Raw genomic sequence first — 22,796 nt, forward strand, 5'->3', positions numbered from 1 at the left:
ACCCTGGTCGCCGCCGCCGAGGACGCCGTCGAGGCGGGGGTGGCAGGCGCCGGGGGCGTCGACCTGGCGATGGAGCACGGCGCCGGGCACCCGCAGGGCCCGCTCTCCTGGGGGGCGGCGCTGGGGCACGCCTGGGTCGCCGGCGTGATGGACGCCCTGCACGCCGCGACCCCGACCGGCCGGTACCGGGTCTGCCCCACCCTGCGCGGGCGCGCCGTCCTGGCTCTGGACCGGGTGTCCGCCGACCTCGGGCTCACCCTGGTCGACGCGGGGCCCGGGTCGGGCGCGGTCCGCGGCGAGGTCACCGCCCGCTGGCTCAACGGCTTCGGCATCGTCCACGGCGGCACGGTCTGCACCGTCGCGGACACCGCCCTGGCGCTGGCCTGCAACGGCGCGGGCGAGCTCACCGTCGGCGGCAGCCTGGACGTCACGTGGGTGTCCCCCGGCCGGCCCGGCGACGTGCTCACCGCCCGGGCCGTCCAGCGCGCCCGCTACGGCCGCAACGGCGTCTACGACATCACCGTCACCCGCCAGGACGGCTCGCTCGTCGCCGAGGTGCGCGGCCGCACCCGGACGGTGGGCGGACCGGTCCCCACGAGGCTCCCGGAGGACGCATGAGCCAGGCTTTCCTCGTCGACGGCGTGCGCACCCCCGTCGGGCGCTACGGCGGCGCGCTGGCCGCGGTGCGGCCCGACGACATGGCCGCCCACGTCGTGTCCTGCCTGCTCGACCGGCACCCGTCGCTCGACCGGGCCGCCGTCGACGAGGTGGTCCTCGGCTGCGCCAACCAGTCCGGCGAGGACAACCGCGACGTCGCCCGGATGGCCGTCCTGCTCGCCGGGCTGCCCGAGACCGTCCCCGGGATCACCGTCAACCGGCTCTGCGCCTCGGGCGCCGACGCCGTCGCGGTGGGGATGCGGCAGGTCCGGACCGGGGAGGCCGACCTCGTCGTCGTCGGCGGCCTGGAGTCCATGAGCCGGGCGCCGTTCGTCATGGGCAAGGCCGAGCAGGCGTACGCCCGGGCCCCCGAGGTGTTCGACACCACGCTCGGCTGGCGCTTCGTCAACGCCCGCCTGCAGGCCGCGTACGGCACCGAGGCCATGGGCGAGACCGCCGAGAACGTCGCCGAGGACTGCGGCGTCTCCCGCGAGGACCAGGACGGGTTCGCGCTGCGGTCCCAGCAGCGCACCGCCGCCGCGCAGGCCGCCGGCTGGTACGACGGCGAGGTGGTCCCGGTCGAGGTCCCCGGCCGGCGCGGCGCGACCACGGTGGTCACCACGGACGAGCACCCCCGGGCCGGGACGACCGCGGAGAACCTCGCCGCGCTCCGGCCAGCGTTCCGCGACGGGGGCACCGTCACCGCGGGCAACGCCGCCGGCATCAACGACGGGGCGGCCGCCCTGCTGCTCGCCTCGGAGACGGCGGTCGAGCGGTACGGCCTCCAGCCGCTGGCCCGGGTGACCGGTGCCGCGAGCGCCGGCGTCGCACCGCGGGTGATGGGCCTCGGTCCGGTGCCCGCCACGCAGCGGCTGCTCGGCCGGGCCGGCCTGGGGATCGTCGACGTCGACGTCGTCGAGCTCAACGAGGCCTTCGCGTCCCAGGCGCTCGCCGTCCTGCGCGCCCTCGGCCTGCCGGACGACGCCGAGCACGTCAACCCGCACGGCGGCGCCATCGCCCTGGGCCACCCGCTGGGGATGAGCGGCGCCCGGCTCACCCTGGCCGCCGCCCGCGCCCTGGCCGCGCGCGACGCCCGCCGGGCGCTCGTCACCATGTGCGTCGGCGTCGGCCAGGGCGTCTCGCTGCTGCTCGAGCGCTGACCACCGCCACGCCGGCACGACCCGGGAGGACCCGGGCACGACCCCACCGCACGACCCTGCACCGCCCCGCACGACCCTGAGGAGCACCGATGCTCGAGAGCCACGTCGCCGGCCGCTGGCGCACCCCGACCGACGAGGGCGCGCCGCTGCTCGACGCCGCGACCGGCGAGGAGGTCGCCCGCATCTCCACCGCGCCGGTGCCCGCGGCCGAGGCCGTCCGGCACGCCCGGGAGGTCGGCGGGCCGGCGCTGCGCTCGATGACCTTCCACGAGCGGGCGATGCTCGTGAAGGAGCTCGCGCTCGCCCTCCGGGAGCACACCGACGAGCTGTACGAGCTGTCGTACGCCACCGGGTCGACCGCCAGGGACACCGCGATCGACGTCGACGGCGGCATCGTCACCATGCTCGGCATCTCCTCGACCGCACGGAAGAACCTGCCCAACGACGTCGTCGCCACCGACGGCCCCGTCGAGCGGGTGAGCCGCGGCGGCACCTTCCTCGCGCAGCACGTCTGGACGCCGCTGCGCGGGGTCGCCGTGCAGGTCAACGCCTACAACTTCCCGGTCTGGGGCGCCCTGGAGAAGCTCGCACCGGCGCTGGTGGCGGGGGTGCCGTCCATCGTCAAGCCGGCCGAGCAGACCGCCTACGTCACCGAGCGGATGGTCCGGCTCGCGGTCGGGACCGGGATCCTCCCCGACGGCGCGCTCCAGCTCCTGGTCGGCCACCACGAGGGCCTGCTCGACGCCCTCGACGGCCAGGACCTGCTGTCGTTCACCGGCTCGGCAGACACCGCCGCCGTGCTGCGCGCGCACCCGGCGGTCGTGCAGCGGGGGGTGCGGTACACCGCCGAGGCCGACTCGCTCAACGCCGCCGTGCTGGGCCCGGACGCGGTCGCCGGCAGCCCGGAGCTCGACCTCTTCGTCCGCGAGGTCGCCCGCGAGATGACGGCCAAGGCGGGACAGAAGTGCACGGCCGTCCGCCGCGCCTTCGTCCCCTCCTCGCTGATGGCCGAGGTGACCGAGGCGCTCGCCGCGCGGCTGTCCACCGCCACGGTCGGCGACCCGCGGGACCCGGCCACCCGGGTCGGCGCCCTCGTGGACCTCGAGCAGCGCGACGCCGTCCGCGCCGCCGTCCGCGCCATCGCCGCCGGCGGCCGGGTCGTCACCGGCGCGGGCGACACGGTCGTCGACGGCTACGAGCGCGGGGCGTGGATGGCGCCGGTGCTCCTGGCGGTCGAGGACGCGCGGTTCGGGCCGGTGCACGACGTCGAGCCGTTCGGCCCGGTCGCCTCGCTCATGGCCTACGACAGCGCCGAGGAGGTCGTCGACCTGCTCGCCCTGGGACGCGGGTCGCTCGTGGCGAGCGTCGTCAGCCACGACCCGGCCTTCGTCCGGACCGTCGTGCTCGGCGCCGCCCCGTTCCACGGCCGCCTCCACGTCCTCGACCGCGACGACGCGGCGGAGTCCACCGGCCACGGCAGCCCGCTGCCCCACCTGGTCCACGGCGGGCCCGGCCGCGCCGGCGGCGGCGAGGAGCTCGGCGGCGTCCGCGGCATCACCCACCACATGCAGCGCACCGCCGTGCAGGGCAGCCCCGACATGCTCACCGCCGTCACCGGGCAGTGGGTGCCGGGGTCACGGCGCCGGACCGACGGCCCCCACCCCTTCCGGCTCTCGATGAGCGAGCTGAGGATCGGGGACGGCTTCACCAGCGACTGGCACGAGGTGACGCCCGAGGACATCAGCGGCTTCGCGGCGATGAGCGGCGACACCTTCTACGCCCACACCGACCCCGAGGCGGCCGCGGCCAACCCGATATTCGGCGGGATCGTCGCGCACGGGTACTGGGTGCTGTCGCGCGCGGCCGGGCTGTTCGTCGACCCCGCGCCCGGCCCCGTGCTGGCCAACACCGGCCTGGAGGGCCTGCGCTTCACGACGCCGGTCCGCGCGGGCGACCGGATCCGCGTGGCGCTCACCTGCAAGGCGCTCAACCCGCGCGAGCACACCGACCACGGCGAGGTCCGCTTCGACGCCACCGTGACCAACGACCGCGACGAGGTGTGCGCCACCTACACGCTGCTCACCATGGTGACCAAGGAGCCCCGGCCGTGACCGACCCGACCACGCTGCCCGCCGCCCTCGTCCGGACCGTGTCGCCCCGGCTGGCGGAGGCCGAGCTGACGTTCCTCGACCGGGAGCCGCTCGACGCCGACCGCGCTGCGGTCCAGCACGCCGGCTACGTCGACCTGCTCCGCCGTCTCGGGCACGACGTGGTCCGGGTGCCCGACGCCCCGGAGCACCCGGACGGCACCTTCGTCGAGGACGCGGTCGTCGTTGTCGACGACCTGGCGGTGCTCACCCGCCCCGGGGCCGAGAGCCGCCGGGGCGAGGTCGCCGGCGTCGAGCAGGTCGTCCGCTCCCTCGGGCTGCGCACCGCGACGGTCGCGGCGCCGGCCACGCTGGACGGCGGCGACGTCCTCCAGGTCGGACGCCACGTGTTCGTCGGGCTCGGCGGCAGGACCACGCCGGGCGCGGTCGAGCAGCTGCGCGCGCTGCTGGCCCCGCTCGGGCGGACCGTGGTCGGCGTGCCCGTGACGGGCTGCCTGCACCTCAAGACCGGCGCGACGGCGCTGCCGGACGGCACGGTCGTCGCGGTCGCCGGCTGGCTGGCCACCGACCGGTTCGCCACCGCCGGGCTGCGCGTGGTCGAGGCACCGGAGACGGCGGGCGCGGACCTGCTGCTGAGCGGGGACCGCGTCGTGCTGTCCGCCTCCGCGCCGCGCACCGCCGACCTGGTCCGCTCGCTCGGCTTCGAGGCCCACCCCGTCGAGATCGACGAGCTGGAGAAGGCGGAGTGCGGGGTGACCTGCCTGTCGGTGCTCGTGCCGCGCTGACCGGCGCCCGGCCCGGGCACCCGGCCCGGGCTGCCCGCCGGGGTCAGACCGTGCCGAACGACACCGTCGTCGAGGTGACGTACTCCTGGCCCGGGCGCAGCACCGTGCTGGGGAAGTCCGGGCGGTTGGGCGAGTCGGGCAGGTGCTGGGTCTCCAGGCAGAAGCCGTCGCCCTGGCGGAAGGTCACGCCGCCGCGCCCGACGACCGTGCCGTCGAGGAAGTTGCCGGAGTACAGCTGCACGCCCGGCTGGTCGGTGCGCAGCGTGAGGGTGCGGCCGCTGCGGGGGTCCTCGGCGCGGACCACCTCGGGCAGCCCGCCAGGCTCTCCCGACCACGCCTCGCGGGTGCCGGCGAGGCTGTCGCGCCAGGTGTCGAACAGCAGGCAGTGGTCGTAGCCCTGCGCCCGGAGCAGCTGCTCGTCGGCCGTTCGCAGCCGCGCCCCGAGCCGGGTGGGCTCCCGGAAGTCGAACGGGGTGCCGTCGACCGCGGCGAGGTCGGGCAGCGGGAGCAGACCCTCGTCGACGGGGACGTAGCGCCCGGCGGCCGCGCGGAGGACGTGGTGCTCGACCGTGCCGGCGCCGGTGCCGCCGAGGTTCCAGTACGCGTGGTTGGTGAGGTTGAGCACCGTCGGGGCGTCGGTCGTCGCGCGGTAGTCCCAGCGCAGGCCGGCCTCGCCCAGGGTGACGGTGACCTCGACCTCGACGGTGCCGGGGAAGCCCTCCTGCCCGTCGGGGCTGACGAGCGACAGCCGCACGCCGCCGTCGACCTCCTGGGCGTCCCAGACCTGGGCGTGGAAGCCGCCGGGGCCGCCGTGCAGGGTCGCGGTGCCGTAGTTCTGCGGCAGGTGGTGCTCCGTGCCGTCGAGGGTGAAGCTCGCCCCGGCGATGCGGTTGCCGAACCGGCCCACGAGCGCGCCGTGGAAGCTGGTGTCGGCCACGTACCCGGCCAGGTCGTCGTAGCCCAGGACGACGTCGGCGGCGACCCCGTCGCGGTCCGGCACGCGGACCGACTGGAGCACGCCCCCGTAGGTGATGACGGCGACCGTCACCTGCCCGTGGACGAGCTCGTACCTGTCGACGTCACGCCCGTCCGGCGTGGTCCCGAAAGGCGTGCGGGTGACAGTCGTGAGGTCGCTGGGCACCGGCCGATCGTAGGGGCGCGGGTGCCCGCCGCCTCAGCCCGCGTCGACCGGCCGCGCGGCGGTGGCGCCGCCGTCGTCGGCACCGGCGCGCCGCGGCGGGCGCCCGTCGAGGTGCTCGCGGACGTCCTCGCGGATGTCCACGGCCTCGACGTCGTCCTCGCCCTGGCCGGACGCAGACCCTGAGCCGGACGCCGACACCGCACCGAGCCGTTGCTGGGCGGCGCGGACGTAGTCGTCGGCCGTCATCGGGGTCCCGTCGGGACGCAGCGAGCCGTCGTCGTCCTCGTCGTCGTCCGTCGGGCCCCCGCGCTCGGCGCCCTCCTGGACGAGGACGTCGAACAGCGACCGGTACTCCACGAACGCACGCCGCAGGTCCTCGGTGCTGCCCTCGCCGTCGCGGAACCGCGACCGGTGCTGCTCGGCGGTCCGGTAGTGCTCGACGGTCTCGGCGTGGTCGGCCGCGAGCAGCGTGAGCGCCTGCTCGCTGTCGGCGGTGGGGTAGCCGCGCTCGGCCATCACCTCGGTGACCAGCTCGTGGGCGGCGTCGACCGCCTCGACCGGCACCTCGACGAAGTCCGCCTGCACGGCGCGCCACTGCGCCCGGCGGCGCCGGCGGGAGGCCGGGTCGAGCGGCCGGACGTCGAGCTTGTCGCGCTCACGCGCCGCCCGGGCCAGGCGCGCCTCGGCACCGCGGGGGTCCCCGCCGGCGACGGCACGGTCGTACTCGCTGCCGAACCGCTGGCGCAGCCGCTCCCGCTGCTCGCGCTCCCGCCGCCGGCGGACGACGACGGCCACGACGCCGACGACCAGCAGCAGGGCCACGACGGCGACGACCACGACGACGGTGGTGGTGGTGGTGTCCATGCCGGAGGACTACCCGGGGGCCGCCCGACGCAACCGCCCCGGACCCTCGCGCCGCACCTCGTGACCGCCCTCGCGACCGCCAGACCCACCCGTGCACAACCGGTGAACAACCTGTGGACAGGGGGCGACGACGACCGGGCGCACGCCGCTCAACTCCGGGGCGGGCGAGCCGATATCCCAGACCAGGACCTCCGCGGCGAGGTCGACCGACCTCCCGAGGAGCCCCGTCCATGTCCTTCGCGCAGCTGCTGCACTCCGGCTTCCGGCCCTCGGTCCGGCAGGAGGGCCTCACGGCCGCCCTGTCCGACGGTGACCACCCGCTGCGCGCGACGCTGGACAGCCTGCACGGCAACTGCTTCATCGCCGACATGTCGCTGACGCTCGTCTACATGAACCGGAGCGCGCGCCGCACCGTGCAGGAGCTGTCCGGGGCCTTCCGGTCGGCCTTCGGGATGGACGTCGAGCAGATCCTGTCCGGCTCGATCCACCGCTTCCACAAGGACCCGGCGCGGATCGACCGCATCCTCGCCGACCCGGCGCAGCTGCCCCGCGAGGCCGTGTTCGGCTTCGGCGGCAAGACGCTGCGGACGAACATCGACGCGATCGTGGACGAGTCCGGGCAGCGCGTCGGGTTCGTCGTGCTGTGGGACGACGTGACGGGCCGCAACCAGGCCGCGGACAGCGCGTTCGCCGACGTCCGGGGCGCGACGGGCCGGATCGAGGAGATCGGCGGGCGGCTGCTCGACGTCGCCGCCGACACCAGCAGCCAGGCCGACAGCGCTGCCGCCGCGACGGAGGAGATGCGCGCCTCCGTCGGCTCCATCGCCCAGTCGTCGGTCCACGTGACCGGCCAGGTCCGCGACACGATGACCGCGACCGCCGAGGGCGTGCAGCGGATGGAGGACCTGCAGCGCTCCAGCCAGGAGATCGGCGACTTCCTGCGGCTCATCACCACCGTCGCCGACCAGACCAAGCTCCTCGCGCTCAACGCGACCATCGAGGCCGCCCGCGCCGGGGAGGCCGGCCGCGGGTTCGCGGTCGTCGCCGAGGAGGTCAAGCAGCTCGCCGGCACGACGTCGAGCTCGATCAGCGACATCGAGCAGCGGATCGACGCGATCCAGCGGGCCGCGCAGGAGGCCGTGCTGACGCTGTCCCGGATCGCCGCGCTCGTCGAGGGCATCAGCGGCTCGCAGGACACCGTGGCCGCCGCCATCGAGCAGCAGTCCGCCGTGACCTCGGAGATCGCCGCGGCGATCGCCCACATCGCGTCCGGCGCCCGGGAGACGGTCGAGCAGGCGGAGCTGCTCCCGGAGGCCTCGTCCAGCGTGGCGTCCGAGACCGGCGTGCTCCACGACATCATCCTCAAGGCCTGAGCGGGCCTCGTCCCCCGCGGCACCGCCGCCCTGAACCCTGGCCCACCTGCCCGCACGGGCAGGTGGGCCAGCCCACGTCCGGGGCAGGTCAGCCGGGCAGGTCAGCCGGGCAGGTCAGCCGAGCGAGTCGGCGGCGAGCGCGTCGAGGACGATCTCGGGGTGGTCGCGCTCGATGCGCTGCAGCCGCCACCGGTCGGGGAACAGCGCGAAGTGGTCGCCGTCCAGGCTCGTCAGCACCTCGACGCCGGGCACCCTGCTGAGCGCGGGGATGTGCTCGGACGTCGTCCGCCGGGCGATCTGGTAGCCCAGCGGCTCCAGCTGCACCGGGCAGTTGAACTCCCCCGCCATCCGGTGGCTCACCACGTCGAACTGCATCGGCCCCACCGCCGCGAGCACGGGCGACGGCTCGCCGCGCATGTCCGAGCGCAGCGTCTGGACGACGCCCTCGTGGTGCAGCTCGGTGATGCCGCGCTGGAACTGCTTGTACTTGGCCAGGTCCGCGGCCCGGCAGACCGCGAAGTGCTCCGGCGCGAAGGTGGGGATGGGCGGGTAGGTGACCGACCGGCCCTCGAACAGGGTGTCGCCGACGCGGACGCCGCTGGCGTTGACGATGGCCACCACGTCACCGGGCCACGCGTCCTCGACCCCGGTGCGGGTGCCACCGAAGACGCGGTGGGCGTACTTGGTGCCGACGACCTTGCCGTTGCGGGCGTTGACGACGCCCTGGCCGCGGTGGAACCGGCCCGAGGACACCCGGATGAAGGCGACGTGGTCGCGGTGGTTGCTGTCCATGCCGGCCTGGACCTTGAACACCTGGCCGCTGAACGGGTCGCCGACGTGGCGGACCGCGCCGTCGACCGTGGGCCGGTCCCCGGGCGGGGGCGCGGTCTCCACGAGGATGTCCAGCAGCTGCTCCACCCCGCGGTTGAGCACGGCGGCGGCGAACACCACGGGGCTCGTGCGACCGGCGCGGAACGACTCCTCGTCGTGGCGGCCGTTGCTGGAGGTGATGAGCTCGGCCTCCTCGACGGCGGTCGCCAGCACGTCGCCGTCGCGGGCCAGGCCCTCGTCCAGGCCCATCCGGGTCCACACGGTCCTCGTGGCGCCGCCGGAGCCCGCCTCGAAGGCGATGTAGGAGTCGTCGCGCAGGTCGAGCAGGCCGCGGAAGTCGCCGCCGATCCCGACCGGCCACAGCACCGGCGTGGGCGTCATGCCCGTCTTCTCGGCGATCTCGTCCATGAGCTCGAGCGCCTCGAGGCCGGGGCGGTCCCACTTGTTGATGACGGTGAGCACCGGCAGGCCGCGCAGCTTGCAGACGTCGAACAGCTTCATCGTCTGCCGCTCCATGCCCTTGGCGGCGTCGACGAGCATGACCGCGGAGTCGACCGCGGTGAGGACCCGGTAGGTGTCCTCGGAGAAGTCGGCGTGGCCGGGGGTGTCGAGCAGGTTGACGACGTGGTCGCGGTAGACGAACTGCAGCGCCGCGGACGTGATGGAGATGCCGCGGGCCTTCTCCATGTCCAGCCAGTCCGACACGACGCCGCGGCGCCCGCCCTTGCCCTGGACGATGCCGGCCTGGCCGATCGCCCCGCCGTGCAGGGCGAGGGCCTCGGTGAGCGTGGACTTGCCCGCGTCGGGGTGGCTGATGACGGCGAAGGTGCGGCGGCGGACCGCGGCCTCGACCGGGGCGGTGCCGTCGGCCTCGGCGAGGGCGGCCTCGAGCAGGTCGGCGGCAGCGTCCTCGACCGGCTGGGCGGGCGTGGAGGTGGACATCACCCCCAGGGTACGGCGGCTGCGGGGCCGCTCAGGGCGTGAAGCTCCAGTGCCACGGCTCGCGCGGCGTGCTCTCGTCGAAGCCGAACCTCTCGGCGTTCGCGCGCATCCAGGCCTGGGCCTTGCTGTCGAGCTTGAGGTCAAGGGCCATCCCCCAGCCGTGCTGGCTGGTGCCCGGGACGGCGGCGAGCCCGCCGTTCTTGTACAGCCCCTTGCGCCGGGCCACGTCGACCTGGGCCTCGTAGGAGCGGTAGGAGTCCGTGACGCCGAAGGTGATGCCGTCCGCCTTCGCGGCGGCCTGCATCTTGGCGAAGGCGTCCGCGGCAGGGGCCCACAGCGTGTGCTGGCCGACGCCGATCTCCTTGAGCGCGGACGCCGGGATCTTGCCGTTGCCGTAGGCCTTGAGGTCGAGCGGGACGCCCTCGGAGTCGACGGCGGTCGAGCCCGGCGCACCGGTGGACCGGGCACCGGTCGCCTGGGTGAGCGCCTGCTGGAAGGCCGCACCCGACGCGGCGCCCGTGGCGGTCGCACCGGAGGTGCCGAGGCCGGCCACCGCACCGGCGCGCTGCACCGAGACGCCCACCGGGGCACGCTGCACGCTCTGCACGAGCGCCTGGATCTGTGCCACCCGTGCGGTGGCACCTGCGATGCCGTCCATGGTCTCCCTCCGCTGGTCCGGGAGGGTGATCGGCCGGCTCCCGGCCCGACTTGAGCGGCCGGCCCGACCGGTACGGCGCGCCCGCGTGACGGCGTGGATACGGCCTCCCGGGCGCAGGAACCGTACGGTGGCGCCGAGGACCGTCGTCCCGGACGGCCACCGAGCAGGAGGACCCATGAACCGCAAGGAACTCATCAGCGAGATCGCCAGCAAGACCGGCCTGTCGCAGACCGACGCCGACAAGGTGCTCGACGCCTTCCAGGAGGTCGTCTTCGACGTGGTGGCCAAGGGTGACGACGCCCTCACGCTGCCCGGCTTCCTCAAGTTCGAGCAGGGGTCGCGCGCCGCCCGCGAGGGCCGCAACCCCGCCACCGGCGAGACCATCCAGATCGCCGCGTCGAAGACCGCCAAGGTCACCGCGGGCACCAAGCTCAAGGCTGCCGCCGCAGGCTGACGCCACCCGGCCGGTCCGCCCGGGCGGGTCCCCCGCCCGGGCGCCGGCCGCTCGCGACAGCCCCGCCCCGACGACGACGTCGGGAGTGAGCACGACCCCCGCCCCGATACGACCGCCGTGCTGCCGCGCCTAGCGGCGTCCGGAGGCCCGGCGGGCGCAGCCGATGCAGGTCCGCGCCTGCGGCCTCGCCTCGAGCCGCTCGGGGTCGATCGCGCCGCCGCACACCTCGCACGTGCCGTAGCTGCCGGATGCCGCGGCGGCCAGCGAGCGCCGCAGCTGCTCGCCCGTCGAGCGGACCTGCTCCAGCAGCGCCGCCACCTGCTGCCGCTCGAAGGCGATCGTGCTGCCCTCGGGGTCGTGCTCGTCGTCGGCGTTGGAGTCCTGGGAGGCCTCGACGAAGCGGGCGTGCCGCTCCAGCAGCGCCCGCTCCGACGCTTCGTTGGCCGCCAGCGCGGCACGCAGCGACGCCTCGACGCCGCCGCTCCCGCCGCTCCCGCCGCTCATGCCAGCCCCGTCCTCTGCAGCACCCGGTCCACCAGGGCCATCTGCCGCTCGGGCGGGTAGCGCCCCGGGTCGGCGGTGGCCCAGACGGCGATCCCGTCCACGGCGCTGAGCACCTCGTCCACAAGCAGGCCGACCTCCTCGCCGTCGGCCCGGCGCCCGTCCAGCAGCAGCCGCCGTCGAAGCTCCTCCGCGAGCAGCCCGTTCGCGGCGGCGTAGCGGCGGGACAACCGGGCGGCGAGCTGCTCGTCCCGCGTCGCGGCCGAGACCCCGACCAGCCAGACGGCGTTCTCCTGCCGCCGCAGCTCGTCCAGCGGCAGGAACTCCGCCAGCGCCGCACGGAGCCCGTGGGAGCGTGCGGCCGCCAGCAGCCGCTCCATCGACTCGTCGACCGCGAGACCGACGGCGTGGTCGAGCAGCTCGCGCCGGTCGGCGAAGTGGTGGGTGAGCGCGCCCGTCGTGCAGCCGGCCTCACGGGCGATCTCGCGCATCGACGCCGCCTCCAGGCCGCCGCGCGCGACCACCCGGTAGACGGCGCGCGCGATGTCGCGGCGGCGGTCGTCGGAGTTGACCTGACGGGGCACGCCGCTTAGCGTAACGCTTGTTATGCATAACGACCGTTACGCCGACCCTGTGTCCACCGACCCGACGCCCCTCGCGCCGCCGCGGGACGTGATGGACCGCACCCGGCTGCTGAGCCTCGCCGCCGTCCTGGCCAGCACCGTCGGGCTGGGCCTGGCCTACGGCGTCGGCTACACGGTGACCGCCGTCCGGTTCACGGAGTGGGGCGCGGCCGGCTGGCTGGTCGGCGTCGCCGGCGCCGCACCGTCGCTCGCGGTCGTGGCGCTGGTGCCGCTCGCGCCACGGCTGGCGGGGCGGCTCGGCGCCGTCCCCGTCATGGTCGCCGGCGCGGCCCTGGTGGCGCTGAGCTTCGTGCTCATGCCGGTGCTCGACGGCGTCGGCTGGTGGCTGCTGCTGCGCGTGCAGTCCGGGGCGGGCCTCACGCTGCCGTGGCTGGTCGGCGAGACGTGGATCAACACCGTGGTCACCGACCGGGTCCGCGGCCGGGTGCTCGGGCTGTACGCGATGCTCCTGTTCTCCGGCTGGGCGCTGGGCCCGCTGCTCGTCGACCGCGTCGGCACGACCGGCCTCGCCGCGTACGCCGTCGGGGTGCTCGGCATGGCGCTGTGCGCGGTCCCGCTGCTGCTGGCCCGGCGGCTGGCCCCGGCGATGGCCGCGCACGGGACCGTCCGGCTGCCCGCGGCGGTGCGGCTCGCGCCGCTGGCGATGCTCGCCGCGGTCGTGGGCGGGGTCGCGGAGTTCGGCTACATCTCCCTGCTGCCCGCATACGCGCTCGAGGCCGGCGCCTCGACCACCACGTCGCTGCGGCTGCTCACCGTGCTGCTCGTCGGCGGCATCTGCCTGCAGGTGCTCGTCGGCTGGCTCGCCGACCACGTCGACCGCAGCCGGCTCCTCGCCGGCCTCGGGCTGGTCCTCGCGGTCGGGGCGACCGGGTTCGCGGGCCTGGTCGGGACCGGCGGCGCGCCCGCCTACCTGGCCGCCTTCGCCCTCGGAGGCGTCGTCGTCGCGTTCTACGCCGTCGGGCTGACGATGCTCGGCGAGCGCGTGCCCGCCGGGCAGCTCGCCGTGGCGAACGCGGGCTTCCTCGTCTCCTACGAGGTGGGCGCCACGGTCGGCCCGGTGCTGGGCGGCGCGGCGATGGACGTCTGGCCGCCCCACGGCCTCGCGGTGCTGGTCGCCGTCGTCGGGGTGGGCTTCGCGGCGGGCGTCCTGGCCCGCCGCCGTCAGCCCACCATCACGCAGAACGGGTGACCGTCGGGGTCGGCGAGGACCCAGAGCGGCTCGTCCGGGTCGTCCGTCCGGTCCATCAGCTCCCTGGCCCCCAGCGACAGGGCACGCCCGTGCACCTCCGCCAGCTCCTCCACCGTGCCGACGACCGTGTCCAGGTGCGCCTGCATCGGCACCTCGTGCGACGGCCACGTGGTGGGGCGCAGCTCCGGCTCCTGCTGGAACGCCAGCTCGAGCCCGCCGTCCCCGCGCAGCACGAGCCAGTCCTCGCCGCGGGGGTCGGGCTGCCCCTCCGGCGGCGGCTCGTCGCCCGGGCGGTAGGCCAGGCCGAGCAGCCCTCGGTAGAACTCGGCCAGCCGGCGGCAGTCGGTGGAGTCGAGCACCACCTGCGCGAGCCTGGGGTACGTCGTCATCGTCGTCGCCTCTCCTCGTCGGGGACCCCACCATGGCTGCGCTGTCCGACAGCGGCGCGGCCTCGTAGCCTCGCCCCGTGAGCGTCCTGTCGATCCAGTCCCACGTCGCCTACGGGCACGTCGGCAACTCCTCCGCGGTCTTCGCGCTGCAGCGCCTGGGGACGGAGGTCTGGCCGGTGCACACCGTCCAGTTCTCCAACCACACCGGCTACGGCAGCTGGAAGGGCCGGGTCTTCGACGGCGCCTCGATCGACGAGGTGCTCGAGGGCATCGACGAGCGCGGCGTCCTCGGCGGCTGCACCGCGGTCCTGTCCGGCTACCTCGGCTCGGCCGACATCGGCCAGGCCGTGCTGGGTGCGGTCGCCCGGGTGCGGGCCGCCAACCCCGGCGCCGTGTACTGCTGCGACCCGGTCATCGGCGACGTCGGGCGCGGGGTGTTCGTCCGTCCCGGCATCGAGGAGCTGCTGCGCGACGTCGTGCTGCCGGTCGCCGACGTCCTCACCCCCAACCACTTCGAGCTGGACCTGCTCGCGGGCACGACGACCACGTCGCTGGCCGCGGTGAAGGACGCGGTCGCCTCGGTGCAGGAGCGCGGCCCCGGCACGGTGCTCACCACGTCGCTGGTCACCGACGACACCCCGGACGACGCGGTGGACCTGCTCGCCTCGCAGGACGGCCGCCACTGGCGCATCCGCACGCCGAAGCTCGGCCTGTCCGTCAACGGCGCCGGCGACGCCACGGCCGCCCTGTTCCTCGCGCACTGGCTGCCGGAGCGCTCGGCGGCCGACGCGCTGGCCGCCGCCACGGCGTCGGTGTGGGGCCTGCTCGCGCGCACCGAGGAGGCCGGCTCCCGCGAGATCCTCCTCGTCGCCGCCCAGGAGGAGCTCGTCCGTCCCGGTCGCACCTTCGAGGTGGAGGAGGTCTAGGCCTCCTGCGTGCGGAGCAGCTCGCGGGTGCCGCTGAGCACCCCGGTGGCGTCGCCGGAGTACCAGCCCGACGTGGGCGGCACGTCCACGTAGTCCCGGCCGACGGCGACGGTGACGTAGCCGTCGCCGGCCAGGCGCCGGTGCGTGGGGTCGTAGGCCACCGCGCGGGCGCCCCGGCCCGCGGGGACGACGACCTCGACCCAGGCGTGCGTGCCGCCCTGGCCGACGAGGTGCCCGGACACGTAGCGGCACGGGACGCCGGCGGCGCGCAGCACGGCGATCATCACGTGGGCCTGGTCCTGGCAGACGCCCTGCCCGCCGGCGAGCGCCTGCGCCGCGGTCGTCCGGACGCCGGTCGCGCCGGGGGTGTAGCGGACGAGCTCGTGCACGGCCTCCCCCACGCGCACCGCCGCGGCGAGCACGTCGTCGCCGCCGGCCAGCTCCCGGGCGAGGCGGCGGACGGCGCCGTCGGGGACGGTCTGCAGGCTGGCGCCGAGAAGGGTCGGGTCCGCGAGCGCCGCGGCGGGGAGCGTCGCGGCGGGCGCGGTGTCCCCGTACGTCGGGGCGGTGGTCGGGATGGTGGTCGGGCCGGCGGGCAGGTCGGGCCGGGTGACCTCGACCTCCGCGTGCATGGTCACCGAGTCCGGGACCACGGCGAGCCGGACCAGGCAGACCCGGTTGCCGTGCTCGTCCCCGGTCCACGACACCTGGGCGGAGCCGTCGGACACCCGGACCGCGCCCAGGCGCAGCGTTTGGTCGCCGTGGTGCTGCGGCGGGACCACGACCAGGCGGTGGAGCAGCGAGTACGCCGGGGCGTCGTAGTCGTAGCGGAAGGACTGGCGCAGCCGGTACCGGCTCGTCGTCGCCACCGACGGTGACCGGGTGCTGCTCACCCGTACAGGGTGCCCCGGGACGGGCCGCCCAGGCGCCGGGGACCGCGCTGCGGTCGGCCAGGATGGCGGCATGGACCGCGTCGTCTCCGCCACCATGACCGCCGACGTGCTCGGCCCCACCACGGTCGAGCTCCAGGTCGCCGTGGCCGGGACGACCCCCGCGGACGAGCGGCTCGTCGCGACGCTGGACGGGGAGCCGCTGCCGCTGCGCGAGCTCGCAGGGCCGGTGGGCAGCCGGATGCACGTGCTGCGCTGCGACGCAGGGAGCCTCGAGGTCACGTACACCGCCAAAGTCGACGGCCGCTCGGAGCCCGTCGGCGTCGAGGAGCTCGACCGCTCCGTCTACCTGCGCCCGAGCCGCTACGCGGAGTCCGACCGGCTCGCGGCGGTCGCGCGCGCCGAGCTCGGGCCGCGCGGGACGGACCCCGCCCGACTCGTCCGCGACGTCGCCGCCTGGGTCGGCCGGCGCCTGGCGTACGTCCCCGGCAGCAGCACCGGGACCGACGGCGCGGTCGACACCCTGCTCGCCGGCGCCGGCGTCTGCCGGGACTACGCCCACCTGACGACCGCCCTGCTGCGCTCGCGGGACGTGCCTGCCCGGCTGGTGTCGGTCTACGCGCCGGGCCTGCGGCCGATGGACTTCCACGCCGTGGTCGAGGCCCTCGTGGACGACCGGTGGGTGGTCGTCGACGCCACCCTGCTGGCACCGCGCAGCACGCTCGTCCGGATCGCGACCGGGCGCGACGCGGCGGACACGGCGTTCATGTCGTCCTACGGGGCGGGGGTGCGGTTCGGCCGCCTCACGGTCGCCGCGACCGTCGACGGCGACCTGCCCGCGGACGACCTGGAGGAGCTCGTGCAGATCAGCTGACCCGGCTGGGCGGGCCTCAGCGGGCCTCAGGCCGGCGGCACCGGCGTCGCGGAGCGGATCTCTGTCGACCGGGCCCAGTCGACCACCCAGGCGGGCAGCTCCCGTGCCTCGAGCTGCTCGCCGGACAGCCCCATGACCTGCTGCGGGGTGATGCGCGCGCCGTCGCGGCCGAGGAACCGCCCCCGGATCACGGCGGACGCCACCAGGACGTCCCCGCGCACGACGTCCTGGCGCAGGAACAGCGACACCTCGTCCCACCCGACGACCTCGGTGACCACGTCGAAGCGCTGGAACAGCCGGAGCGACCGCTTGAACGTGATGGTCTCCGCGACGACGACGGGGTACCAGCCCGCCCTCCTCAGCAGCGGCGTGACGCCCGAGCGCGCGAGCAGGTCGAGCCGGCCGATGTCCATGATCGTCAGGTAGGTGCCGTTGTTGACGTGGCGCAGCAGGTCGAGGTCGGTCGGCCAGACCCGGAACGGCGTGCGGACCGGCCCGAGCACGGACACCCGGCTGCGGCGGCGGCCGAGCAGGACGAGGTGGAGCAGGCGCAGGTACAGGTTCACGACAGGCGGTCTAGCAGGCGGGCCGGACCAGTGCCAGCACCCTGGCAGCGCTCTCGGCCGGGTCCTCGTGCTCCCACACCCGCAGCACCCGCCAGCCGAGCTCGCCGAGGACGCGCGTGGAGTCCGCGTCGCGGGCGCGGTTGGCGTCGAGCTTGGCGACCCACCAGGCGGTGTTGCTGCTGCTGCGGGTCCCGTGCTCCGGGCAGCCGTGCCAGAAGCAGCCGTCGACGAACACCGCGACCCGCTGGCGGGTGAACGCCACGTCGATGGTCCGCCGCCGCTGGCCCGGGATGGGGTAGGCGACCCGGTAGCGCAGGCCGAGCGCGTGCAGCCGGCGCCGGAGCTCGAGCTCCGGCTTGGTGTCCCGCCGGCGCAGCACGCTCATCCGGCGCGCCACCTGGGGGCTGGAGGCACCCGGGTGCGCCGGCACGCGCTGCGGGACCGGGGCCGTCACGGCGCCAGGCTAGGTCGGGCCCGTCCCCGTCCCGGACCGGGGGCTGTCCCCCTGGGACGCCCGGCGGGACCTGCCTACCGTCGGGGGGCATGGACACCAGGACCGTCCCTGCTGCGACGACCGTGGCCGTCGGGCCGACCCCCCGCGCGGAGCGCGCCTGGGCGCCGGACCTCGCCCGCGGCGCCGTGCTCCTCGGCATCGCCCTGGCCAACGTCAGCATCTACCTGCACGGCGCGGACATCGGGGCGGGCGGGCGTCCCGTCGGCGGCAGCGTCCTGGACCGCACGCTCGACGTCGTCGTCACCACGTTCGTCAACGACCGGTCCCGGCCGATGTTCGCCCTGCTCTTCGGCTTCGGGCTGGTGACCATGGTCGGGCGGCTCACCGCGCGCGGCCTCGCACCCCGGGAGCGGCGCCGGGTGCTGCTGCGCCGGCAGCTGTGGCTCGTCGCGTTCGGCGCCGTCCATGCGGCCCTGCTGTTCGAGGGCGACATCCTCGGCATGTACGGCGTGACCGGCCTCGTCGTGCTCCTGCTCCTGCACCGGCGACCGCGCGTGCTCGTCGCCTGGGGCACGGCCAGCCTCGTCGTGCTCGCCCTGCTCTTCGGCGCGTTCGACGCCCTGACCGAGGTCCCGCGACCGCCCACCGACTACCTGGTCTCCGTCGTCGAGCGGGTGGCGGTCTGGGTCGTCGGGGTGCTGGGCGGCACCCTGCTCATGCTCGTCCTGGCCCCGATGCTGGCCGGCGTGGCGATGGCCCGCGCCGGGCTGCTCGACCGGCCCTGGGAGCACCTGCCCCTGCTGCGGCGGCTCGCCGTCGGCGGCGTGGTGCTGGGCGTCGTGGGCGGCCTGCCCTACGGCCTCGTCGTCGGCGAGGCGTGGGAGCCGGGGATCGTCACCTCGGCCGTCCTCGCCGGGGTGCACGCGGTGACGGGCACGGCCATGGGCGTGGCCTACGTGTCGCTCTTCGCGCTGTGGGCCGCGCACCTGCACCGGACGGGGGCGCCGCGCCGGGGCGCTCCGGCGGTGCTGGCGGCGGTCGGCGAGCGCTCGCTCACCTGCTACCTGCTGCAGTCGGTCGTGCTCGCGCCACTCCTGGCCCCGTGGGGGCTCGCGCTCGGCGACGGGCTGGGCACGGCCGCGGCGTACGGCACCGCGCTGACGGTCTGGCTGGTCACGGTAGGCGTCGCCTGGGCGCTGGCCACCGCAGGACGGCGCGGACCGGCGGAGGTGCTGCTCCGGCGCCTGACGTACGGACCCCGGTCGGCCCGGTCGGGCGGCGGCCGGACAGCAGCGCCCCTGGCGGCCTGACGCCCGTGCCGGGTGGTTGGCTGCGGGGATGACGGACGGCTGGGGTGATGCGGCCGACGAGCTCGTCGACGACCCGTACGACGGCCGGCCGCTCGACCTGCTCGTGCACGCGCCCCGGGCAGTCGTCCACGGCGACGAGGGCCGGCCGGTGGAGGACGCCGTCGTGGTCGGCGTGCGGGACGGCCGGGTCGTGCTGCTCGAGGGCGCCGACGCCACCGACCTGCCGGCGGCTGCGGCGCGGGCGGACCTGGCCGCGGACGAGGTGCTGCTGCCCGCACCGGTCGCGGACGCGGGTGAGGACGGGGACGTGCTCGACGGCGGGACGCCGGTGCCCGGGCCGGACGGCGCCGGGCTGGACGAGCTCGAACGGGTCCTGCTCGGGGCGCACGCCACCGGGGCACGCGTGCACCTGCGCCACCTGTCGCACGGCCCGGCCGTCCCGCTGCTCGCCCAGGCGCGGGCCGCGGGCGTCCGGGTCACGGCCGAGGCGTGCGTGCACCACCTCGCCCACGACCTGCTCGTCGGGCCGCTCGTCGGACCGCGGGCCGGGGTGTGCGGTGGCTGCCCCTCGACCCCGGACCCGGCGGACGTCGAGGCGCTCTGGGACGCCCTCGCCGACGGGGCGGTGGACATGGTCGCGGCACCGCGGCCGGCGACCGAGGACGGGTCGCCGGCGGGGCCGGGCGACGACGGGACGGCCGAGGGCACGTGGGCCGCGGTCCTGCTGCCGCTGCTGTGGACCGCGGCCCGCGCGCGCGGCCACGACCTCACTGACGTCGTCGCCTGGACCGCGACGGGGCCGGCGGACGTGCGCGGCCACCACCGCGAGGGCCGGATCGCGGTGGGCGCGCCGGCCCGCCTGGTCGTGGTGGGCCCGGACGACGGGCCGGCCGGGCTGCCCGCGTGGGCGGGTGGCCGCAGCGTGCGGGGGGCGGTGCGGCGCGTCCTCTGAGGACGCGTGGACGGCTGCCGGCGGAGCCGGATCAGTCTGCGGTCCCGCCGCTGCCCGGGTCGGAGGGCTGGAAGGTCTCGACCGGTGCCGCGCGGGGCAGCGGTGCACCGAGCGCGGCGGTCACCATGGTCTCCACGCTCACCTGGCCCAGGGGCGTGCCGGTCGGGTCGGTGACCAGGACCGGGAACCACCGGTCCTCCGGCGCCCGGGCGACCGCCCGCAGCAGGGCGTCGGTGACCCGGGTGCCCGGCGACATCGTCATCGCCCGGTGCCAGCGACCGTCGACCGGCAGCCGGAACGCGCCGGTGGCGTCCCGCTCCCAGCCGGCCGCCCCGGCGTCCAGCAGCAGGCTGCCGACCACGACGTCGTCGTGGGCCTCCTCGTGCGGGGAGGTGAGCGCGAGGACGTGCTCGGTGGCGTGGACGGCCGGCCACGGCTGCTCGCCCCGGCCCAGCAGGAACCCCTGGCCCAGCGGCACGCCCAGCCGGACGAGGACGGCCAGCTGGTCGGCGCGCTCGATCCCCTCGGCCACCACCCAGGCGTCGAGCTGGCCGCAGAGCCGTCCCAGGGCGTCCACGACGAGCTCCGCCGCCGGGTCGGTGCCCAGGTCGGCGACGAGCGCCTGGTCGAGCTTGACCATCTCCGGGCGCAGCCGGCTGATCTGGGTGAGCCCGGCGAACCCCGCCCCGACGTCGTCGACGGCCAGCAGTGCGCCGCGCCGCCGGAGCGCGTCCAGGGCGTCCTCCGCGGGGCCGCTCTGCTCGGGCCACACCGACTCCGTGACCTCGACGACGAGCGGCGTCAGCACGTCGAGGTCGAGGAAGGGGGCGACGACGTCGGCCTCGGCGAGGTCGGTCGGGTCGAGGTTGACCGTGAGGAAGCAGCCGTCCGGGACCCGCGCGAGCAGGTCGATGGCCAGCCCGTTGACCGCGGCCTGCACCTGCGACGACAGCCCGAGCCGGCGGGCGGCACCGAACAACCGGTCCGGCGGCACCTGCCACTCCGCGGGCACCCGGGCCAGCAGCTCGAACCCGGCGGGGCGGCCGTCGGTGAGGTCGACGATGGGCTGGGCGACGACCTCCAGCAGCCCGGGCTCGTCGACCACCAGGCGCACGGCGGCCTCCGCTGCCAGCTCCTGCAGCCCCCCGACGTCCCCGCTGACCGCCACGCGCGCCTAGGCCGGCCGCATCGCGCCGCGGACGGCGTCGAGCAGGGCCGGGTCGGTGGGGTCGACGCCGTGGTCCCGGGCGGCGTGCACCCCTGCGAGGGCGATGATCGCGGCGGCGGTGCCCCGGAACACCTCGTCGCAGCCGGGCACGACGTCACCGCACCGGAACGTCTTCAGCCCACCCCGCGGGCCGCCCTCCCCGGGACCCTGCGGAGTCGTGGCGACCTCACCGCGGCTCACCCTCGGTAGCGTAGGGGTGGCAGGCTGCCATGTCATGGGCAGGCGGCCCGGCTCGCCGACGGTCCCCCGCCCGGCCCAGCCTCAGGCGTCGACGGTCCCCCGGGGAACCCGGAGCCGGCGGGCCGCCTCGCCGATGACGGCGCTGTACGTCGGGTAGGCGAACTCGACGCCGGCCAGGGTCGTGAGGTCCACCCCGGCGGCCATGGCCGTCGTCACCGCCTGGATGACCTCGACGGCCGACTCCCCCGCCGCGTGCGCGCCGAGCAGGACGTCGCGGCGGCGGTCGGTGACGAGCTTGAGGAAGCCCTGCTCGCGGTCGTCGATGACGGCCCGCTCGAGCTCGCTGTACCGCACGGTGGCCACGGCGACCTGCGGGTCGCGCTCGCGGGCCTGGGCCTCGGTGAGGCCGACGCCGGCGTAGTCGGGGTCGGTGAACCCGCCCGAGGGCAGCAGCCGGTGCGGGGCGCGGCGCGTGGGCCCGAGCACGGCGTTGGTGGCGGCCGCCTCGGCCTCGGCGTGGGCGGCCTGCACGAGCATCGCCTGCTGGTTGGCGTCGCCCGCGGCGAAGACGTGGGGCACCTCGGTGCGGAAGTACTCGTCGACGGCGATGGAGCGGCCGTCGGTCGCGATGCCCGCCGCGTCCAGGCCCAGCCCGTCGACGGACGCCGGCCAGCCGGTGCACATGATGACCGCGTCGGCCTCGCGGCTCTGCTCGCTGCCGTCGGCGTCCACCCAGGTGACCCGCACGGGCCCGCCGGCGACGTGGTCGCCGTGCGGCTCGGTGCCCTCGACGCGGGCCAGCGAGACCAGCGTCCGGATGCCGACGTGGACGTCGACCGCGTGCGCCTCGAAGCTGTCCTGGACGGTGCGCGAGATGTCCTCGTCCATCGCCATGAGGATGCGCGGGGCGACCTCGAGCAGCGTGACCTCCGCGCCGAGGGCCTCGAAGACGGTGACCAGCTGCGCGCCGGTGTTGCCGGCGCCGACGACGACCAGGCGGCGGGGCACCTCCGGCATGTCGAGGACCTGCTCGGGGACCAGCGCGAGCTCGGCGCCGGGGACGGGCAGGCGGCGGGAGTGCCCGCCGACGCACAGCACGACGGCGTCCCCGCTGACCCGCCGGCCGGTGTCCGACAGCTCCATCGCGTGCGGGTCGACGAAGCGCGCCCGGCCCTCGAGGACCAGGTCGACGCCGAGGTCGGCGAGCCGCTCGGGCTCGGCCTTGACGGCGTGGATCCGCTCGACCACCTGCCGCACGCGCGCCACGGTCCGGGTCCAGTCCACCGTGGGGTCGCCGACGTCGAGGCCGTAGACGCCGGCGGAGCGGACCTCGCGGGCGAAGCGGGCGGTCTTGGCCAGGACGCGGGTGGGCACGCAGCCGCTGTTGACGCACGTGCCGCCGGTGCGCCGGGCCTCCACCAGGCCCACCCGGGCACCGAGCTCGGCGGCTCGGACGGCGGCCGACGTGCCGGCGGGGCCGGCCCCGACGACGAGGACCTCGTAGCTGTCGGTCTGGGTCACGGGCCCAGCCTGCGGGCAGCGGACGGCGCCCACCACCGGAGGGCGGCGGGCCGGGACCGACCGCTCAGCGGGCCTCGTACCGGGCGCGCAGCAGGCCCCCCAGGGCGACGTCGTGCGGGACGGGGGCCAGGCCCGCGGGGGCAGCACCGCGGTGGGCGGCGCCGGGGTCCCCGGGCCTGCGTGCCCCGTCGGCGATGGC

24 protein-coding genes are annotated in these 22,796 nt (G+C 76.0%); 11 read left to right on the forward strand and 13 right to left on the reverse strand.

The genetic code is table 11. The annotated features are described in order from the left end of the window. The 4 genes from WCS02_RS06150 to WCS02_RS06165 all read left to right on the forward strand — a co-directional run. Positions 1-618, forward strand: a 618-nt coding sequence (locus tag WCS02_RS06150) for a hotdog fold thioesterase (protein WP_340291070.1), incomplete at its 5' end; no start/stop codon positions are given. Next, the gene (pcaF, locus tag WCS02_RS06155; RefSeq protein WP_340291071.1) at positions 615-1,817 is read left to right on the forward strand and encodes a 3-oxoadipyl-CoA thiolase; all 1,203 of its coding nucleotides are present in this window, start codon (positions 615-617) and stop codon (positions 1,815-1,817) included. The genes WCS02_RS06150 and pcaF, both read left to right, overlap by 4 nt. Positions 1,818-1,906: 89 nt before the next feature. After that, a complete protein-coding gene (gene paaZ, locus WCS02_RS06160) occupies positions 1,907-3,928 on the forward strand; it encodes a phenylacetic acid degradation bifunctional protein PaaZ (RefSeq protein WP_340291072.1) in 2,022 nt (673 codons plus the stop codon). Continuing rightward, entirely contained in the window at positions 3,925-4,710 is a 786-nt protein-coding gene (locus WCS02_RS06165; RefSeq protein ID WP_340291074.1) for a dimethylarginine dimethylaminohydrolase family protein, read from the forward strand. Before paaZ ends, WCS02_RS06165 begins: the two co-directional genes overlap by 4 nt. 43 nt (positions 4,711-4,753) lie before the next feature. Here the strand turns inward: WCS02_RS06165 and WCS02_RS06170 are convergent, their stop codons facing one another. Together WCS02_RS06170 and WCS02_RS06175 are read right to left on the reverse strand one after the other, a co-directional pair. Beyond that, on the reverse strand, positions 4,754-5,851 hold the full coding sequence (locus WCS02_RS06170; RefSeq protein WP_340291076.1) for an aldose epimerase family protein: 1,098 nt from the start codon (positions 5,849-5,851) through the stop codon (positions 4,754-4,756). 33 nt (positions 5,852-5,884) lie between these two features. Continuing rightward, entirely contained in the window at positions 5,885-6,715 is an 831-nt protein-coding gene (locus tag WCS02_RS06175; protein ID WP_340291078.1) for a hypothetical protein, read from the reverse strand. Positions 6,716-6,945: 230 nt separating this feature from the next. On the opposite strand from WCS02_RS06175, the gene WCS02_RS06180 reads away from it, so the two are divergent. Next, the gene (locus tag WCS02_RS06180) at positions 6,946-8,088 is read left to right on the forward strand and encodes a methyl-accepting chemotaxis protein (RefSeq protein ID WP_340291080.1); all 1,143 of its coding nucleotides are present in this window, start codon (positions 6,946-6,948) and stop codon (positions 8,086-8,088) included. A 114-nt stretch (positions 8,089-8,202) separates the two neighbouring features. Here WCS02_RS06180 and WCS02_RS06185 read toward each other — a convergent pair whose 3' ends face one another. After that, entirely contained in the window at positions 8,203-9,861 is a 1,659-nt protein-coding gene (locus WCS02_RS06185) for a peptide chain release factor 3 (protein WP_340291082.1), read from the reverse strand. Between the two features lie 31 nt (positions 9,862-9,892). Then, a complete protein-coding gene (locus WCS02_RS06190) occupies positions 9,893-10,519 on the reverse strand; it encodes a M15 family metallopeptidase (RefSeq protein WP_340291084.1) in 627 nt (208 codons plus the stop codon). A gap of 175 nt (positions 10,520-10,694) precedes the next feature. Here WCS02_RS06190 and WCS02_RS06195 point away from each other — a divergent pair, with 175 nt between their 5' ends. Next, on the forward strand, positions 10,695-10,973 hold the full coding sequence (locus WCS02_RS06195) for an HU family DNA-binding protein (protein ID WP_340291086.1): 279 nt from the start codon (positions 10,695-10,697) through the stop codon (positions 10,971-10,973). Between the two features lie 129 nt (positions 10,974-11,102). Here the strand turns inward: WCS02_RS06195 and WCS02_RS06200 are convergent, their stop codons facing one another. Continuing rightward, the gene (locus WCS02_RS06200; protein WP_340291088.1) at positions 11,103-11,477 is read right to left on the reverse strand and encodes a TraR/DksA family transcriptional regulator; all 375 of its coding nucleotides are present in this window, start codon (positions 11,475-11,477) and stop codon (positions 11,103-11,105) included. Next, complete coding sequence (locus tag WCS02_RS06205; RefSeq protein WP_340291090.1) at positions 11,474-12,058, reverse strand: TetR/AcrR family transcriptional regulator; 585 nt, start codon at positions 12,056-12,058, stop codon at positions 11,474-11,476. Before WCS02_RS06205 ends, WCS02_RS06200 begins: the two co-directional genes overlap by 4 nt. A 22-nt stretch (positions 12,059-12,080) precedes the next feature. On the opposite strand from WCS02_RS06205, the gene WCS02_RS06210 reads away from it, so the two are divergent. Continuing rightward, complete coding sequence (locus tag WCS02_RS06210) at positions 12,081-13,307, forward strand: MFS transporter (protein ID WP_340291092.1); 1,227 nt, start codon at positions 12,081-12,083, stop codon at positions 13,305-13,307. Here WCS02_RS06210 and WCS02_RS06215 read toward each other — a convergent pair. Then, positions 13,280-13,696 carry a VOC family protein gene (locus tag WCS02_RS06215; RefSeq protein ID WP_340291094.1) on the reverse strand — a complete coding sequence of 139 codons (417 nt, stop codon included), beginning with the start codon at positions 13,694-13,696 and terminating at the stop codon, positions 13,280-13,282. The two genes, WCS02_RS06210 and WCS02_RS06215, sit on opposite strands and share 28 nt — an antisense overlap. Positions 13,697-13,773: 77 nt before the next feature. Here WCS02_RS06215 and pdxY point away from each other — a divergent pair, with 77 nt between their 5' ends. Continuing rightward, entirely contained in the window at positions 13,774-14,622 is an 849-nt protein-coding gene (pdxY, locus tag WCS02_RS06220) for a pyridoxal kinase PdxY (RefSeq protein WP_340291096.1), read from the forward strand. On the opposite strand, the gene WCS02_RS06225 is transcribed toward pdxY, so the two are convergent. After that, positions 14,619-15,515 carry a transglutaminase family protein gene (locus tag WCS02_RS06225; RefSeq protein ID WP_340291098.1) on the reverse strand — a complete coding sequence of 299 codons (897 nt, stop codon included), beginning with the start codon at positions 15,513-15,515 and terminating at the stop codon, positions 14,619-14,621. The genes pdxY and WCS02_RS06225 overlap by 4 nt on opposite strands. Before the next feature lie 70 nt (positions 15,516-15,585). Between WCS02_RS06225 and WCS02_RS06230 the strand changes: the two genes are divergently transcribed. After that, complete coding sequence (locus tag WCS02_RS06230) at positions 15,586-16,386, forward strand: transglutaminase-like domain-containing protein (RefSeq protein WP_340291100.1); 801 nt, start codon at positions 15,586-15,588, stop codon at positions 16,384-16,386. Positions 16,387-16,412: 26 nt separating this feature from the next. On the opposite strand, the gene WCS02_RS06235 is transcribed toward WCS02_RS06230, so the two are convergent. Then, positions 16,413-16,952, reverse strand: coding sequence for an acyl-CoA thioesterase (locus WCS02_RS06235; RefSeq protein WP_340291102.1), 540 nt, complete (start codon positions 16,950-16,952; stop codon positions 16,413-16,415). Positions 16,953-16,962: 10 nt separating this feature from the next. Beyond that, a complete protein-coding gene (locus WCS02_RS06240; RefSeq protein ID WP_340291104.1) occupies positions 16,963-17,406 on the reverse strand; it encodes a very short patch repair endonuclease in 444 nt (147 codons plus the stop codon). 89 nt (positions 17,407-17,495) lie between these two features. On the opposite strand from WCS02_RS06240, the gene WCS02_RS06245 reads away from it, so the two are divergent. Together WCS02_RS06245 and WCS02_RS06250 are read left to right on the forward strand one after the other, a co-directional pair. After that, positions 17,496-18,716, forward strand: a complete 1,221-nt coding sequence (locus WCS02_RS06245; RefSeq protein WP_340291106.1) for a DUF418 domain-containing protein — start codon at positions 17,496-17,498, stop codon at positions 18,714-18,716. A gap of 28 nt (positions 18,717-18,744) precedes the next feature. After that, on the forward strand, positions 18,745-19,668 hold the full coding sequence (locus WCS02_RS06250; protein ID WP_340291108.1) for a hypothetical protein: 924 nt from the start codon (positions 18,745-18,747) through the stop codon (positions 19,666-19,668). A 31-nt stretch (positions 19,669-19,699) separates the two neighbouring features. Here WCS02_RS06250 and WCS02_RS06255 read toward each other — a convergent pair whose 3' ends face one another. The 3 genes from WCS02_RS06255 to WCS02_RS06265 all read right to left on the reverse strand — a co-directional run bounded on the left by WCS02_RS06255 (position 19,700) and on the right by WCS02_RS06265 (position 22,597). Further along, positions 19,700-20,836 (reverse strand): EAL domain-containing protein, encoded by a 1,137-nt coding sequence (locus WCS02_RS06255; RefSeq protein WP_340291110.1) that lies wholly within the window; start codon positions 20,834-20,836, stop codon positions 19,700-19,702. A 6-nt stretch (positions 20,837-20,842) separates the two neighbouring features. After that, the gene (locus WCS02_RS06260; protein WP_340291112.1) at positions 20,843-21,076 is read right to left on the reverse strand and encodes a DUF1059 domain-containing protein; all 234 of its coding nucleotides are present in this window, start codon (positions 21,074-21,076) and stop codon (positions 20,843-20,845) included. An 81-nt stretch (positions 21,077-21,157) separates the two neighbouring features. Next, positions 21,158-22,597: a dihydrolipoyl dehydrogenase family protein gene (locus WCS02_RS06265; RefSeq protein WP_340291113.1), complete on the reverse strand. Its 1,440-nt coding sequence runs from the start codon at positions 22,595-22,597 to the stop codon at positions 21,158-21,160. Positions 22,598-22,796 lie beyond the last annotated feature (199 nt).

Origin of the sequence: Aquipuribacter hungaricus (assembly GCF_037860755.1) — a bacterium.
GTDB classification, from domain to species: domain Bacteria; phylum Actinomycetota; class Actinomycetes; order Actinomycetales; family JBBAYJ01; genus Aquipuribacter; species Aquipuribacter hungaricus.

Bases quoted from the DNA above. Each gene is read 5' to 3' on its own strand.
- pcaF (WP_340291071.1), top strand. From the start codon at position 615: ATGAGCCAGGCTTTCCTCGTCGACGGCGTGCGCACCCCCGTCGGGCGC.
- paaZ (WP_340291072.1), top strand. From the start codon at position 1,907: ATGCTCGAGAGCCACGTCGCCGGCCGCTGGCGCACCCCGACCGACGAG.
- WCS02_RS06175 (WP_340291078.1), bottom strand. From the start codon at position 6,715: ATGGACACCACCACCACCACCGTCGTCGTGGTCGTCGCCGTCGTGGCC.
- WCS02_RS06180 (WP_340291080.1), top strand. From the start codon at position 6,946: ATGTCCTTCGCGCAGCTGCTGCACTCCGGCTTCCGGCCCTCGGTCCGG.
- WCS02_RS06185 (WP_340291082.1), bottom strand. From the start codon at position 9,861: ATGTCCACCTCCACGCCCGCCCAGCCGGTCGAGGACGCTGCCGCCGAC.
- WCS02_RS06190 (WP_340291084.1), bottom strand. From the start codon at position 10,519: ATGGACGGCATCGCAGGTGCCACCGCACGGGTGGCACAGATCCAGGCG.
- WCS02_RS06195 (WP_340291086.1), top strand. From the start codon at position 10,695: ATGAACCGCAAGGAACTCATCAGCGAGATCGCCAGCAAGACCGGCCTG.
- WCS02_RS06200 (WP_340291088.1), bottom strand. From the start codon at position 11,477: ATGAGCGGCGGGAGCGGCGGGAGCGGCGGCGTCGAGGCGTCGCTGCGT.
- WCS02_RS06210 (WP_340291092.1), top strand. From the start codon at position 12,081: ATGCATAACGACCGTTACGCCGACCCTGTGTCCACCGACCCGACGCCC.
- WCS02_RS06215 (WP_340291094.1), bottom strand. From the start codon at position 13,696: ATGACGACGTACCCCAGGCTCGCGCAGGTGGTGCTCGACTCCACCGAC.
- WCS02_RS06230 (WP_340291100.1), top strand. From the start codon at position 15,586: ATGGACCGCGTCGTCTCCGCCACCATGACCGCCGACGTGCTCGGCCCC.
- WCS02_RS06245 (WP_340291106.1), top strand. From the start codon at position 17,496: ATGGACACCAGGACCGTCCCTGCTGCGACGACCGTGGCCGTCGGGCCG.
- WCS02_RS06250 (WP_340291108.1), top strand. From the start codon at position 18,745: ATGACGGACGGCTGGGGTGATGCGGCCGACGAGCTCGTCGACGACCCG.